Raw genomic sequence first — 13629 nt, 5'->3', positions numbered from 1 at the left:
GGTCCTCGACCTGGTGATGGAGGGGAGTGCGGTGTGATGAGTGAGGACATCACAAGATCTGACCCAGCAGCGGAGACTCGACCGGACACGACGGCATGATGAACGAGGTACGTGTCGGACCCGACGACCGCTCGCTCACCCTGCTGGCTGCCTTGTCAGGGAATGGGCTCAGCCGAGGTAGTCGCGCCACGGGCCGGTGATGGCCAGCGTGATCCCCGGCGTCTGGATGTTCACGAACAGCACCTTGCCGTCCGCGGAGAACGTCGGCCCGGTGAACTCCGAGTCGTTCAGCATGTTGCGGGCGATCGCGTACGTCGGGCCGCCCGGCGTCGCGCTCAGCACGTGGCTGCTGGCCTGACCGTCCTCGGCCAGGATCAGCGAGCCCCACGGCGTCACGGTGACGTTGTCCGGGCTGTCGAAGTTCAGGTCGTCGTACTTCGCCTCGGCGCCCTTGTTCGCGGCGGCGTTCTCGGGGAAGTACGTGACCAGCTGGATCGTCTTCGCGTCGTAGTTGTAGAACCACACCATGCCGTCGTGCGGTACGGCGTCGGCGGGCAGGTCGGCGGTGCCGGACTCGGCGTACGAGTTCACGACGTACACGCCCTGCTTGGTGCCGTAGACGCCCTCGAACTTCTTGCCGCGGGTGATCTGACCGTCGGTGAACTGCTTGCGGACCGAGGTCGTCGCGCCGTCGCGGTCGGGCACCGGGACCCACGTGGTGCGGAACGGACGGAGCAGCTGGGCCGAGGTCAGGTACGCGACATCAGGGATCGGCTTGCCGTCGTCACCGAGGATCGCGAGCGCCTCGAGCGTGCCGAAGTCCTTGTTCTGCAGGTCCTGCCAGCTGCGCGAGCTGAGCCGGTAGCCGCGCGGCGCCGACCAGCGGTAGAAGGTGCCGTTGGGGCCGGATGCGTCCTCGGACAGGTAGATGTGCGTGCGGTCCTCGTCGATCGCGAGCGCCTCGTGCGCGTAGCGACCGAGGGCCTTCAGCGGCACCGGGTGGGCGGTCTTGCCGTCGGTCCAGACCTCGAAGACGTACCCGTGGTCCTTCAGCCGGGTGGTGCCGTTGGCCTTGTTCTCGGTCTCCTCGCACGTCATCCAGGTGCCCCACGGCGTCGGGCCGCCGGCGCAGTTGGTGATGGTGCCGGAGATGCCGACCCACTCGCCGAGGTTCTTGCCGTCACGGTCGACGGAGATGACCGTGCAGCCGCCGGCCGCACCGACACCGCTGTCGTAGACGGTGCCCTCGATCGGCGGTACGCCGAGCGGGTCGGCGGCGCCGATCTCGTGGTTCTGGATCAGCGTGTAGGTGCCGTGCCGGCTGCCGTCGAAGACCGCGGTGCCGTCGTGCAGGGCCGGGGTCGGCTGGCCGCTCTTCAGCTTGGTCTCGCCGGCCTGGGTGACGACCCGGTACTTGAACCCGGCCGGCAGCGCGAGCAGGCCCTTCGGGTCGTCGAGCAGCGGCGGGAAGGGCCGGTGCTGGGGGAACGGCGTGTGGCCGTCGCGCGAAGCCGGCGCGGCCTCGGCCAGCGACGGTACGGCGCCGACAGCGGTGAAACCGACTCCGGCGGCACCGACGGCGGCGCCGCGGAGGACGGAACGACGATCGACAGACATGCAATGCTCCTTGACAGGCGGTTCCCGAGTTGCACCGATCCAACAGGTCGCCGACTGACAGGCGGCAAACGGAATCTGAACAACATTCGTGCGATACATCTGCAACGAATGCAGCTGTTCCGCCGTCTACTGTGGGAGGTGATGGTGATGCGGACAGTGAGCGTCGTACTCGCGACAGCCTGCCTTTTGGTTGCTTGCGGCAATGACACCGGAACGGGAGGGACTCCTTCGATGACACCCAGCCCTACGAGCAGCAGCAGTACTCCGCCGGCCGGCGGTGCGGTCGAGCAGGCCAGGGCCGATCTCGCCAAGCGGCTGAGCATCGATGCGGCCCGGGTGACCGTGGTGAGTTCGGAGGAGGTCACCTGGTCCGACGGCAGCCTCGGCTGTCCGGAGCCGGGGATGATGTACACCCAGGCGCTGGTGCCGGGTGCGCGCATCATCCTCGAGGTCGACGGTACGCAGTACAACTACCACTCGGGCGCCAACCGGGCGCCGTTCCTCTGTGAGCATCCGAAGTAGCAGTCACGTTGGAAACTTTCCTGATGACCGGGTGTATCAACCGGCACCGAGGGTGACTCCGCACAAATGGGGGGATGCCCTCGAGTTGTTGCAGGGGGGAGGACAACGAGAGGGGCGCAGAGGGGGAGGCTGATGTGGTGCGGGAGGTCCGGCGGTCAGGTCGGTTGATCCCGCACCGCATCAGCGCGTCAGGTTCTAGCTGATCGATGGGATCGCGTCGCCGGCTCGCAGGACCGGACCGACACCCGGCTCCGGCTGGGTGAGCGCGAAGGCGAGCAGCGCGTCGGCCGCCTGCTTGGCGTTCTCGCCGGTGAGCGACATCCGCCCGGCGATCAGCCCCGCCACCAGCGGCGTCGCGAACGACGTACCGCTCCAGCGCGCCATCCCGGCGAACGAGCGCAGCTGGCCGGTGTTCGGCGGCTCGGTGCACTCGTAGTCGCCGGTGAGGAACGCGTTGACCAGGTTCTCGCCCGGCGCGTAGACGTCGACCCAGCCGCCGAAGTTGCTGAACGATGCCCGGTCCCGCCCGTTCTCCGCGAGCGCTCCGACGCCGACGGTCTCCGGGAACGCGGCCGGCCAGAAGTAGTCCCGGCTCGCTTCGTTGCCGGCCGCGGCGACCAGCGTGAGGCCGTTGACCCGGTTCAGCCGGGTCTGGATGAACACGTCCAGACCGAGCGCCGGCAGGTCGAACCGCGTCCGGGTGCCTGCCGACAGGCTGATGATGTCCGGCGCGAGATCGAGTACCTCGTCCAGCGCCGCGGCGAGGTCGAACTCCCACATCGCGCCGGCCGAGGTGAAGTAGCTCTTCACGACGATCTCGACGTTGCGGGCGATCGCGCGCATGACACCGGCGATGAAGGTGCCGTGCCCGGCGTACGGCCGGATCCGCCCCGAGCCGTCGAACGCGTTCTCCGGGTCGCCGGTCACACCGTTCAGCCAGTACGCCGCCGGCGCGTCCGACCAGCCGACGTCCAGTACGACGACCTTCACGCCCCGCCCGTCCGGGTCGCCCGCGGACGGGAACGGCGCCGGCAGCAGGGGCTCCGGCGGGATCCCGGGCGGAACCTCCTCCGGCTCGGTCGCCGGACAGGGGCTGACGCTGGGCGTCACATAGAACAAGTGCTCGGGCGTGACCACGCCGCGGCCGAGCCGTAGGTCGGCGTACATCAGGAACCGCTGGGTGACCGAGCGGTCCTCCGGCGCGCCGTCCGGAACCTTGTCCGGCAGCAGCAACCGGGTCACGCCGCCGATCCCGCCCTCGTCCGGGCGGCCGCCCTGGAAGAGCTCGATCACCCGGGTGACGTCCTCGTCGCGCACCAGCACGACGCCGGTGCGGTACAGATAGTCGGCGCCCTCGGGCCGCTTCTGCCAGTCCTCGGGATGGACCTCGACCTCGCGCCCGAACGCTTCCAGAATCAGTTCGATCTGAGCGATGTATTTGCGGTCGCTCGTTTGATCCGCCATTTACTTCCTTCCCCCCTCGAATGAATGCAACGGCCGTTATCATTTCAGAATGCCGACGGCCGGGGGGAGTGCCGAGGCAGCAGAAAATCTGCTGCCGCTCGCGTTGTCGCGTCCGCATGACGCGATCGCGTCCGCGCGCAGCCTGCTGGCGACTGACCCGCTCGCGATCGAGGCTTCGTTCGCGCATCAGGCGTGGGGCATCAGTCTGCGGCAGCTCGGCGACATCCCGGCGGCGGTCCGCGAGTTGCGTACTGCGCTGCGGCTCGCGGAGCAGTCCGGACGGTCGGAGCGGGAGGCGGATGTCCTTGCCACGTTGGGCGCAACGCTCGGTCGGGCGGGCCGGAGTCGCGAGGGTCTGGCGCGGCTCGATCGTGCGGTCGAGCTGAGTCGCGGAGCGTTGACGGGACGCGTGCTGTTGCGGCGTGCCGACGTACTGCTGGTGCTCGGGCGGCATCGTGAAGCGCTGGACGACCTGCGGCTGGCGATCGAGCGGCTGCGGCGGTCGGGCGATCAGGTGTGGGAGGCGCGATCGCGGAACTATCGCGGTTTCATCCAGCTCGCGTTGGGCGGCACGAAGCGGGCGGACGCGGATTTCGCCGTCGCCGAGAAGTTGTACGCCGCCACCGGTCAGGAGTTCGAGTACGCCGAAGCGCGACAGAATCGCGGCCTGGTCGCGTACTCGCGCGGCGATCTGCCGTCGGCGCTGCGCTACCTCGACGAAGCGGGACGACGGTTCGCGGCGGTCGGTGTCGTCTGGCCGGACCTCGCGATCGACCGCTGCGGCGTACTGCTCGCGGCGGGGCTCAGCGCCGAGGCGCTGGCCGAGATGGATCAGGCGATCGCCCGGATGGAAGCCGAGGGCGGTACGGCGACCAAGCGGGGCGAGCTGTGGTTCGCGGCGGCGACTGCGGCGCTCGCGGCCGGCGATCCGCAGGCTGCGCAGGACCGGGCGGATCGGGCGCGGCGGTTGTTCTCCGCGCAGCGCCGGGAGTGGTGGTCGGTGCGGTCGTCGATGGTGCAGCTGGACGCTCGTTATCAGGCCGGCGAGCGGGGTGGGCAGCTGCTCCGGCGGGTGAGTGCGACGGCGCAGCGGCTGGACGCGTTGGGTGCGTCGGAAGCGTCGGCGGCGCATCTGCTGGCCGGTCGGCTTGCGTTGTCCGCCGGGCGGTCGCGTACTGCGGATCGTGAGCTGGAGCTGGCCGGTCAGCACAGCAAGGACGCGCCGCCGATGGCCCGGAGTGCTGCGTGGTTGGGGAAGGCGTTGCGGGCCGAGGCTCGGGACGACGTGCGCGGGATGTTGTCGGCGTGTGGTCGTGGGCTCGATGCGTTGGACGAGCATCGGCTGACGATGGGGGCGACCGAGTTGCGCGCGCTGGCGACCGGGCAGGGTGCTGAGCTGGCGGAGTTGGCGTTGCGGGACGCGTTGCGACGAGATGATCCGCGGCGGTTGCTGGTCTGGGGTGAGCGGTGGCGGGCGACCGCGTTGGGGGTCCCACCGGTTCGGCCGTCGGACGACGAGCAGTTGGGCGCTGATCTTGCTGCGCTGCGGGACGTCGTACGGCGGTTGGATGCGTCGCCGGATCCTTCGTCGGAGAAGGAACGCCGGCGGTTGGAGAAGGCCGTTCGGGATCGGGCGTTGCGGGCGCAGGGCGGCGCGCTTGGTGGTGCGGCGTCGCGGTTCGACGTTGATGCTCTGGTGGATGCGTTGGGCGAGACCGTGCTCGTCGAGCTGATCGAGGTCGACGGCGTACTGCACGCGGTGGTGGTGCGCGACGGACGCATCACCCGGCACGAGGTCGGCCCGCTCACTGCTGCCGCAGTCGAGGTCGAACGCTCCCGCTTCCGCCTACGCTGGCTCGCCCATGCCCGCCCGTCAGCGCGCCCGCAGGGCCGGCCGCGGACGGGAGCCGCAAGCGGTGCTGTCGGTGGGGCGGCAGGCGGCGCGCCGGGGCGGGACTACCGCGGGCCTTCCCTCGACGTGCTCGGGCAGAGGCTGGGGGATGCGATTCTTGGGTCTGCGCAGGAGTTGCTGGGGGATCGGGCGGTGGTGATGGTGCCGCCTAGCCGGTTGCAGGCGCTGCCTTGGGGGCTGGTGCCGGCGTTGGGCGACCGGGCGGTGAACGTGGTGCCGTCGGCGGCTACCTGGCTGCGGGCGCGACGGTTGCGACCGCCGGCCGATCGGCGTGTTGTGCTGGTGCTCGGTCCGGGGCTGTCTGCGGGCCGGACCGAGGTGATGCGGTTGGCCGAGAAGTACCCGGATGCGACCGTGCTGGCGAACGGTGACGCGACCGCGGAGAAGGTACTGCGGGAGCTCGACGGCGCATGGATCGCGCACATCGCGGCGCACGGGACGTTCCGCGCGGACAGTCCGCTGTTCTCGTCGTTGCGGCTCGACGACGGACCGCTGACCGTGTACGACTTCGAGCGGCTGCGCAGAGCGCCGTACCGGATGGTGTTGTCGAGTTGCGACTCCGGGCTGGCGAAGCCGGTCGGTGCGGACGAGCTGTTGGGATTGAGCAGCAGCCTGATCCCGTTGGGTGCGGCGGGGATCCTCGCGAGCGTCGTGCCGGTGAACGATCCGGCGACCGCGCCGTTGATGCTCGCGTTGCACGACAACCTGCGGGCCGGCCAGTCGCTGGCGACCGCGTTCGCCGGCGCCCGGACCGAGGCGCGCGGTGATCCGGTCACGATCGCCGCGGCGCGATCCTTCGTCGCGCTCGGCGCCTAGTGTCCTGGATGTATCAGCGCTGGTCCGGACCGACTCTGTACTAGTGAAGCGGTCCGGTGAGAGAAGGGGGCGGCATGCGGGACGACCCGACAGTCGTCGACCTGGTCACCCGGGCCAGGGACGGCGAGAAGAGCGCCTGGGACGAACTGGTGGAGCGGTACGCGCCATTGGTCTTCTCGGTCTGCCGCCGGTACCGGTTGGCGCAGCCCGATATCGACGATGTCGGGCAGAGCGTCTGGTTGCGGTTGGTCGAGCATCTGCCCGGCCTGCGTGAACCGGCCGCGTTGCCGGGCTGGATCGCGACCACGACGCAGCGGGAGTGCTTTCGGCTGATCCGTTCGACCAGCCGGGTCGAGCCGGTCGACCTGGCGGAGTCGCCCGACGTGCCCGAGCAGGCGATCGCCGAGGAGGAAGTGCTGCGGCACGAACGCCGGACGATCCTGCGGACCGCGTTCGCCGAGTTGTCGCGGCGGTGCCAGCTCTTGCTGGCGTTGCTGATCCAGGATCCGCCTGCGCCGTACGACGAGATCAGCCGGCAGCTGGAGGTTCCGATCGGCAGCATCGGGCCGAACCGGGCCCGCTGCCTGACCAAGTTGCGGCAGACGCCCGCGCTGGCGTTGCTGGCCGCGGACGGACCCGATTTTGATCAAGGGACGAGGGGGTGAGAACCGTGATTCATCCGGACTGGAACGACGACGAGAAGTTGATCGACGCCCTGCGTGACGCGCTGGCGTCTTCCGACGAGGTGCCGGCCGCGTTCGTCGACGCGGGTAAGGCCGCGTTCGCGTGGCGGACCATCGACGCCGAACTGGCGGCACTCACCTACGACTCGGCCTGGGATTCACTGGACGCGCTGGCGATCCGGTCCGAGAGCGCGATCCTGCGGTCGCTCACCTTCGCCTCGGACGGCTGGACCGTCGAGCTCGAGCTGACCCCCGACGCGGTCCTCGGTCAGCTGGATCCGCCCGAAGCCGGGGCGGTCAGCGCCCGCGGTGAAAGCGGCAAGCTGGCCACCACGGACATCGACGACCTCGGCTTCTTCGTCCTCCACCCGCCGCCGAACGTACCATACCGTTTGGTATGCACGACCACGTCGGGCACCACGATCCTGACCGGGTGGATCACGCCGTAAAGACCTGCGAGTCGTCGGCGAAGGCCTTGAATTCAAGGGCATTGCCGGCCGGGTCGAGGAAGAACATCGTCCACTGTTCGCCGGTCTGGCCCTGGAACCGCACGTACGGCTCGATCACGAACTCGATGCCGGCCGCCTTCAGCCGCTCGGCGAAGGTCTGGAACCCCTCGACGGTCAGGATCAGGCCGAAGTGCGGCACGGGTACGTCGTGGCCGTCGACCGGATTGTGGATCCGCTGCTGCCGCACGGTGGCGGGATCGGCGGCGACGTGGGTGACGAACTGGTGGCCGCGCAGGTTCCAGTCGATCCAGGTCTCGGAGCTGCGGCCCTGCTCGAGGCCGAGGACCTCGCCGTAGAAGTGCCGCGCCGCGTCGAGGTCGTCGACCGGCATCGCGAGATGGAAACGGGGGATGGGCGAGTCGAGAACGGTCATGCTGCTATTCAAACAGTCCTTCAAGCCGTCGTCTCGTGACGCTGCTCGATCTCCACATGCGGACGGGATTGCCACAGGGCCCACTCGGCACTGACGTCGCCGGCCGTCCGCAGCAGCTGTGGCAGGTGGTCGTGCAGCAGCGTGTCGACCGTGGTCTCGGCGGCATGGACGGTCACGTTCATCGCCGCCCGGACCGTGCCGGTGCCGTCGCGGACCGGTGCCGCGACCGAGCGGACGCCCGGCGCGAGCTCCTCGTCGGCGAGCGCCCATCCGCGCGCGCGGATCTCGGTGAGCTCGTCGCGCAGCTGGCCGGCCGTCCGGCCGATGTACGGCGGGAGCCCGGCGCGACTCGGCAACGCGAGCACGTCGGCGAGCTCGTCCGGAGAAAGCGCGGAGAGCAGGACCTTGCCTTGTGAGGTCTGCGCGGCGGGGAACCTCGTGCCGATGTCGACGCGCAGCGCGATCAGCTTCGGCACCGACACGCGGGCCACGTAGACGATGTCCGAGCCGTCCAGTTGTGCCATCGACGACGACTCGCCGGTCCGGGCGACGAGTGATTCGAGGTGCGGTTTCGCGATGTCCCACAGCCCGAGCGAACCGACGTACGCCATCCCGAGAGTGAGGACCTTCGGGGTGAGCTGGAACGCGCCGTCGCTGGTACGGACGAAGCCGAGCTCCTCGAGGGTGAGCAGGAGGCGGCGCGCGGTCGGCCGGGCCAGACCGGCCGCGGTCGCCACCTCGCTGAGGGACATGGTCCGGTGGGCGGCGTCGAAGCAGGCAAGCACATCCAGCCCGCGAGCCAGCGACTCGACGAAATCCGGACCTGCGCCGCGCCCTGCCATCAGATCGTCCTCCAGTTGATCAGCTCGTGATCGAGCTGCTGCTCGACCTACTTGTCACCGAAGATGGTGCCACGTGCCTCGCGGGTCGAGTCGGACTTGTAGTCGGTGTACTGGTACGGGTTGTCGAGCACCTCGCCCTTCGGCAGCTCCGGGTTCATCCCGCTCCGCCAAGCCTCCTCGCCCAGCGTCGAACGCAGGTAGTCGACGGTCGACTCGACTTCCCGGCGTACGGCGGTCAGGTCGCAGCCGACCAGTTGACCGTCGTGCTTCACGACGCGGCCGTCGACGATCACGGTGTGGACGTCGCCGCGCTGGGACTGGAACGCCACCTGGCCGTACGGGTTGATCAGCGGGAACGAGACCGGCGACGCGTCGTTCTTGATCAGGATCACGTCGGCCTTCTTGCCCGGTTCCACGCTGCCTAGGTCGTCGCGGCCGAGTGCCTTCGCGCCGCCGCGAGTCGCCCAGTCGACGACATGCTCGGCGCGCAGATGGCTGTGGGTCACCGTCGCGCCCTTCATGTGCGCCTCGAGATGTTCGCGCGCGCGGTCGGCGCCGAGTGTGGTTCGCATCGAGCTGAACAGGTCGCCGCTCCACCAGACGCTGGTGTCCATCGACAACGACACCGGGATGTTGTGCCGGCGTACCTGCCAGGTGGGTGGGTAGCCTTGCCCGGCGCTCTGCTCGGACTCGGTCGACACCGAGATCGAGCCGCCGGTCGCGGCGATCCGCTGGTACGAGTCGGTGGTGAGGGTGGCCGCGTGGACGTAGATGTTCTGCGGCGTCATGAAGTCGTTCTCGTGCATCAGCTTGATGCCGTTGTCGTTGGTCGCACCCCACACGCCCGCATGCGTGGTCACGCCGAGCCCGAGCTCCCGCGCCACCTCGAAGGCGGCCTTCTCCGGGAAGGCGGGGTCGCCGGTCACGTCGAAGGCCAGTTGCAGTCCGAGCTTCGAGTCGTCCCGCATCCGCTCCAGGAACGAACGCACCGCCGGGTCCGCGGTCCACTCCCACGGTCCGGCCTGGATGTTGCCGTAGGCAAGAACAAACCGCCCGGGTACGGCGCGGAGTGCGTCCGCGGCCGCCTCGGCGTGGTCGACGCTCTGCAGGCCGTGCGACCAGTCGACGGTCGTGGTGACACCGGCCTCGAGCGACTCCCAGGCCGAGGTCAGGTTGCCGGCGTGGATATCCTCCGGGCGGAAGGTCTTGCCGTGCTCGAGGTAGTACCAGACGAAGTACTGCGTCAGCGTCCAGTCGGCGCCGTACGCGCGCATCGCGGTCTGCCACATGTGCCGATGGGTGTCGATCATGCCGGGCATCACGATGCCGCCGGTCGCGTCGATCACCTGGGTGTTCTCCGGGACTTCGAGCGCCTGGCCGACGGCAACGATCTGATCGTCGACAATCAGCACATCACCGTTGTCGACAATCGTGTGCCGGTCGTCCATGGTCAGCACGGTCCCGCCGCGCAGCAGGATCGGCCGGCCCGCCAGCGGCGTCTCGGCAGTGGTCATGATTCCCCTCCAGCAAAGTGTCCGGACATGCGTCCGTATGGCGGTCATCGGGGCGATGAGACTCACTATCTGAGCGTCGGTACGGGAGTGTCAAGGGCTCGAACCGGTGGTTGACAGCCGGGCGTCGAGCGGCTGAGACTGAAGCGATCTAGCCGTGCGGACACATGTCCGGAATCTTGCTGGGAGGTCGCGTGACGGGTCCGCTCTCGGGACTGCTGGTGGCCGACTTCTCCCGGATCCTGGCCGGCCCGTACGCGACCATGCTGCTGGCCGACCTGGGCGCCGACGTGGTCAAGGTCGAGGCGCCGGGCGGTGACGACACCCGGTCCTGGCAGCCGCCGGTCCGCGACGGCATCTCGACGTACTACCTCGCGGTGAACCGGAACAAGCGGTCGATCGCGCTCGACCTGAAGGACGCCGACGACCTCGTGGCGGCGCAGGAGCTGGCGCGGCGCGCGGACGTGCTGGTGGAGAACTTCCGGCCCGGTGGACTCGCCCGGTTCGGGCTGGACTACGAGACCGTTGCCAAGGGCAACCCGAAGCTGATCTACGCCTCGATCAGCGGGTTCGGGTCGGGACCGAAGGGCGCCAAGTTGCCCGGGTACGACCTGATCGTGCAGGCGATCTCCGGATTGATGAGCCTGACCGGCGACCCGAAGGGGGAGCCGTTCCGGGCCGGCATCTCGGTCTTCGACGTGATGGCCGGACTACACGCGACGATCGGCGTCCTGTCCGCGCTCAACGCGCGGCACGAGACCGGCCGCGGCCGGCATGTCGAGGTCAACCTGATGTCGTCGGCGCTGTCCGGCCTGGTCAACCAGTCCAGCGCGTACGTCGCGGGCGGCGTCGTACCCCTGCGGATGGGGAACAGCCATCCGAGCCTGTTCCCGTACGAGCCGCTGCCGTGCGCGGACGGGGAGCTGATCATCACGGCCGGGAACAACGGGCAGTTCCGCAAGCTGGTCGAGGTTCTCGGCGTACCGGAGCTGGCCGACGATCCGCGGTTCGACCGGAACGAGAAGCGGACCGCGAACCGCGAGGAACTGCGGCCGCTGCTGATCGAACGATTGTCGACAAGAACCAAGCTCGAGTGGTTCCAGGACATCATCGCGGCCGGGGTGCCGTGCGGCCCGATCAACACCGTCGACGGCGGCGTCGCGTTCGCGGAGGACCTCGGGCTGGATCCGGTGGTCACGATCGGCGGTATCCCCGGCGTGCGCAACCCGATCACATTCACGGGTGACACAGCGGGCAACGGAGGAGACGCCGCGTCGTACCGGCTGCCGCCGCCGGCGCTGGACGAGCACGGCGCCGAGCTGAGGAAGTGGCTGGAGGCCGAGGGATGAGCGACGAACAGGTGGCACCGCCGGCGTTCCCGACCTCACTCGGTACGTCGACCGCCGACGAGATCCGTCTGCTCGGGCAGGACCTGACCGCGGACCTGATGGGCAAGGTCGGGTTCGGCGAGCTGGCGTTCTGGCTGGTCGCGCTGCGCCGGCCGACACCGTCGGAGACTCGCGTGTTCGAGGCGGTCCTGGTCGCGCTGGCCGACCACGGCTTCACGCCGACCGCGATTGCCGCGCGGGTCACGTACCTGTCGGCTCCGGATTCCCTGCAGGGGGCGCTCGCCGCCGGCCTGCTCGGTGGTGGATCCCGCTTCCTCGGCGTGACCGAGGACTGCGGGATGTTCCTCCACCAAGCGCTGGAAGGCGGCGAGCCGCCGGCAGACGATGCCGGCTGGGACGCACTCGCACTGGAACTCGTCAAGCAGTCGCGGGCCAACGGAACCTTCATCCCCGGCCTCGGACATCCGGTCCACAAGGTCCAGGACCCTCGGACGCCGGTGCTCATCAATCTCGCCCGCGAAGAGGGCCTCGAAGGTCCGCACCTCAAACTCTTCCAGGCGATCGGCCGCGTGCACGAGCAGGTGCTCGGCCGCAAGCTGCCCTTGAACGGAGCCGGAGTCTGCGGCGCCGCGCTCGCCGACCTCGGTCTGCCGGTCGAGCTGCTGCGCGGATTCGCCCTGCTGGCAAGAGCCGCCGGGCTGCTCGGCCAGCTCGCCGAGGAACGTCGCCGGCCGATCGGGATGGACATCTACGCAGCAGTCGACCGCAACGCCGTGTACGTCGATCCGGAATCCTGAAGGAGCTCGTATGGCCACTGTCGCCGCCGTGATCGCTTCCACGCATCATCCGTTCTACTACCGGGCCAGCACCGCGACCGGCGCGGACCGGCCGCCGTTCGCGGACGAGTGGGTGGCGAAGATCGAGGCGTTCCGCGAGACGCTGACGAAGGCCCGGCCGGACATCCTGGTGATGGTCGGCAGCGATCACTTCCACCAGCTGTGGCTGGACAACATGCCGCAGTTCCTGGTCGGCAAGGCGCCGTACTTCGACGCGAACTGGTACAACGAGGAACGCGAGTTCGGGCTGCCGCGGATGCGGCTGGCCGGGGACGAGCAGCTGGCGTCGCACATCCTGCGCAACGGGCTGGACGCCGGCTTCGACCTTGCCTTCAGCAACGAACTGCGGATCGACCACAGCATCACCTGCCCGATCATCACGCTGCGTCCGGACGCGGACCTGCCGATCGTGCCGATCTACACGAACATCTTCGCGCCGCCGCTGCCCCGTCCGGGCCGGTTCGTCGAGCTGGGACGGACGATCCGGCAGCTGGTCGAGTCGTGGCCGATCGACAAGCGGGTGGCGATCATCGGCACCGGGCACCTGTCGCTGGAGCTCGGCGGACCGCGGCAGTTCGGCGAGCACGGGCCCGATCCGGAGTTCGACCGCAAGGCGGTGGACTGGATCGCGAGCGGTGACCTCGACGGGTGCCTGTCCGAGGTGACGCTGGACAGCTTGCATCAGCCGGGCAACGCGACGCACGGGTTCATGGACTTCATGCTGATGATGGGCGTCGCGGGTGCGGGCGCGAAGGCGGATCACGTCGACTCGCTCGACCTGTTCCACACCATGGAGGCCTACTTCACCTGGTACCCGAACGGAGTGCCGGCATGAGCAAGTACCTGCTGAACAAGTTCCTCTACACCGTCGATCGGGATCCTGAGCTGGTCGAGCGGTACCGCGAGGACGCCGCCGGGACGGTCAGCTGGTGGGAGCAGGAGATGGCGAACCAGTTGCTGAACTGCGCGGTGGCGGAGCAGTCGACCTGGCTCGAGTTCACCGACGAGGAGCGGCGTGCGCTGCGCGAGCACGATCATGTGGCACTGTTCGGGCTGGGCGCGCATCCGTTCCTGACGCTGACGTTGTTCATCGCGATGTTCGAGCGGGACCACGGACCGCTCGAGTACCAGAAGGCGTACGGGCGGGCCTTGCAGCAACATTCGTTGCCGTACCCGGACATATCTACCTGAGGAG

13 protein-coding genes are annotated in these 13629 nt (G+C 69.0%); 8 read left to right on the top strand and 5 right to left on the bottom strand.

Features of this window, described 5'->3' with window-relative positions; all coding sequences use genetic code 11:
- Positions 1-168 precede the first annotated feature (168 nt).
- Positions 169-1617: an alkaline phosphatase PhoX gene (locus ABT313_RS43040; RefSeq protein ID WP_350866609.1), complete on the bottom strand. Its 1449-nt coding sequence runs from the start codon at positions 1615-1617 to the stop codon at positions 169-171.
- A 231-nt stretch (positions 1618-1848) separates the two neighbouring features.
- Here ABT313_RS43040 and ABT313_RS43035 point away from each other — a divergent pair, with 231 nt between their 5' ends.
- Positions 1849-2139: a DUF8738 domain-containing protein gene (locus tag ABT313_RS43035; RefSeq protein WP_350866607.1), complete on the top strand. Its 291-nt coding sequence runs from the start codon at positions 1849-1851 to the stop codon at positions 2137-2139.
- Between the two features lie 195 nt (positions 2140-2334).
- On the opposite strand, the gene ABT313_RS43030 is transcribed toward ABT313_RS43035, so the two are convergent.
- Positions 2335-3603: a S8 family peptidase gene (locus ABT313_RS43030; RefSeq protein WP_350866605.1), complete on the bottom strand. Its 1269-nt coding sequence runs from the start codon at positions 3601-3603 to the stop codon at positions 2335-2337.
- A 49-nt stretch (positions 3604-3652) separates the two neighbouring features.
- Between ABT313_RS43030 and ABT313_RS43025 the strand changes: the two genes are divergently transcribed.
- The 3 genes from ABT313_RS43025 to ABT313_RS43015 all read left to right on the top strand — a co-directional run bounded on the left by ABT313_RS43025 (position 3653) and on the right by ABT313_RS43015 (position 7463).
- On the top strand, positions 3653-6331 hold the full coding sequence (locus ABT313_RS43025; RefSeq protein WP_350866603.1) for a CHAT domain-containing protein: 2679 nt from the start codon (positions 3653-3655) through the stop codon (positions 6329-6331).
- Between the two features lie 74 nt (positions 6332-6405).
- The gene (locus ABT313_RS43020; protein ID WP_350866602.1) at positions 6406-6996 is read left to right on the top strand and encodes an RNA polymerase sigma factor; all 591 of its coding nucleotides are present in this window, start codon (positions 6406-6408) and stop codon (positions 6994-6996) included.
- Positions 6993-7463 carry a hypothetical protein gene (locus ABT313_RS43015; RefSeq protein ID WP_350866600.1) on the top strand — a complete coding sequence of 157 codons (471 nt, stop codon included), beginning with the start codon at positions 6993-6995 and terminating at the stop codon, positions 7461-7463. The genes ABT313_RS43020 and ABT313_RS43015 overlap by 4 nt, the downstream gene beginning before the upstream one ends.
- On the opposite strand, the gene ABT313_RS43010 is transcribed toward ABT313_RS43015, so the two are convergent.
- Genes ABT313_RS43010 through ABT313_RS43000 form a run of 3 tightly spaced genes read right to left on the bottom strand, consistent with a single transcriptional unit; the run spans position 7453 to position 10252 of the window.
- Positions 7453-7896: a VOC family protein gene (locus tag ABT313_RS43010; protein ID WP_350866598.1), complete on the bottom strand. Its 444-nt coding sequence runs from the start codon at positions 7894-7896 to the stop codon at positions 7453-7455. The two genes, ABT313_RS43015 and ABT313_RS43010, sit on opposite strands and share 11 nt — an antisense overlap.
- A gap of 20 nt (positions 7897-7916) precedes the next feature.
- Positions 7917-8738, bottom strand: a complete 822-nt coding sequence (locus ABT313_RS43005) for an IclR family transcriptional regulator domain-containing protein (RefSeq protein ID WP_350866596.1) — start codon at positions 8736-8738, stop codon at positions 7917-7919.
- A 47-nt stretch (positions 8739-8785) separates the two neighbouring features.
- Positions 8786-10252: an amidohydrolase family protein gene (locus tag ABT313_RS43000; RefSeq protein WP_350866594.1), complete on the bottom strand. Its 1467-nt coding sequence runs from the start codon at positions 10250-10252 to the stop codon at positions 8786-8788.
- A 191-nt stretch (positions 10253-10443) separates the two neighbouring features.
- Here ABT313_RS43000 and ABT313_RS42995 point away from each other — a divergent pair, with 191 nt between their 5' ends.
- Genes ABT313_RS42995 through ABT313_RS42980 form a run of 4 tightly spaced genes read left to right on the top strand, consistent with a single transcriptional unit; the run spans position 10444 to position 13625 of the window.
- The gene (locus tag ABT313_RS42995; protein ID WP_350866592.1) at positions 10444-11598 is read left to right on the top strand and encodes a CaiB/BaiF CoA transferase family protein; all 1155 of its coding nucleotides are present in this window, start codon (positions 10444-10446) and stop codon (positions 11596-11598) included.
- Positions 11595-12395 carry a citryl-CoA lyase gene (locus ABT313_RS42990; RefSeq protein WP_350866590.1) on the top strand — a complete coding sequence of 267 codons (801 nt, stop codon included), beginning with the start codon at positions 11595-11597 and terminating at the stop codon, positions 12393-12395. Before ABT313_RS42995 ends, ABT313_RS42990 begins: the two co-directional genes overlap by 4 nt.
- Before the next feature lie 10 nt (positions 12396-12405).
- Entirely contained in the window at positions 12406-13269 is an 864-nt protein-coding gene (locus tag ABT313_RS42985; RefSeq protein WP_137257351.1) for a DODA-type extradiol aromatic ring-opening family dioxygenase, read from the top strand.
- Positions 13266-13625 carry a hypothetical protein gene (locus ABT313_RS42980; RefSeq protein ID WP_350866588.1) on the top strand — a complete coding sequence of 120 codons (360 nt, stop codon included), beginning with the start codon at positions 13266-13268 and terminating at the stop codon, positions 13623-13625. The genes ABT313_RS42985 and ABT313_RS42980 overlap by 4 nt, the downstream gene beginning before the upstream one ends.
- The last annotated feature ends 4 nt before the right edge of the window (positions 13626-13629 follow it).

The organism is Kribbella sp. NPDC000426 (assembly GCF_040300265.1).
In the GTDB taxonomy this organism is placed as follows: domain Bacteria; phylum Actinomycetota; class Actinomycetes; order Propionibacteriales; family Kribbellaceae; genus Kribbella.
Note: the sequence above shows the minus strand (reverse complement) of the source record. Positions and strands in the feature narration are given on the sequence as shown.

Coding starts and splice junctions, on each gene's coding strand:
- ABT313_RS42985 (WP_137257351.1), top strand. CDS start 12,406: ATGGCCACTGTCGCCGCCGTGATCGCTTCCACGCATCATCCGTTCTAC.
- ABT313_RS43040 (WP_350866609.1), bottom strand. CDS start 1,617: ATGTCTGTCGATCGTCGTTCCGTCCTCCGCGGCGCCGCCGTCGGTGCC.
- ABT313_RS43005 (WP_350866596.1), bottom strand. CDS start 8,738: ATGGCAGGGCGCGGCGCAGGTCCGGATTTCGTCGAGTCGCTGGCTCGC.
- ABT313_RS43030 (WP_350866605.1), bottom strand. CDS start 3,603: ATGGCGGATCAAACGAGCGACCGCAAATACATCGCTCAGATCGAACTG.
- ABT313_RS42980 (WP_350866588.1), top strand. CDS start 13,266: ATGAGCAAGTACCTGCTGAACAAGTTCCTCTACACCGTCGATCGGGAT.
- ABT313_RS43020 (WP_350866602.1), top strand. CDS start 6,406: ATGCGGGACGACCCGACAGTCGTCGACCTGGTCACCCGGGCCAGGGAC.
- ABT313_RS43035 (WP_350866607.1), top strand. CDS start 1,849: ATGACACCCAGCCCTACGAGCAGCAGCAGTACTCCGCCGGCCGGCGGT.
- ABT313_RS43010 (WP_350866598.1), bottom strand. CDS start 7,896: ATGACCGTTCTCGACTCGCCCATCCCCCGTTTCCATCTCGCGATGCCG.
- ABT313_RS43025 (WP_350866603.1), top strand. CDS start 3,653: ATGCCGACGGCCGGGGGGAGTGCCGAGGCAGCAGAAAATCTGCTGCCG.
- ABT313_RS42990 (WP_350866590.1), top strand. CDS start 11,595: ATGAGCGACGAACAGGTGGCACCGCCGGCGTTCCCGACCTCACTCGGT.
- ABT313_RS43000 (WP_350866594.1), bottom strand. CDS start 10,252: ATGACCACTGCCGAGACGCCGCTGGCGGGCCGGCCGATCCTGCTGCGC.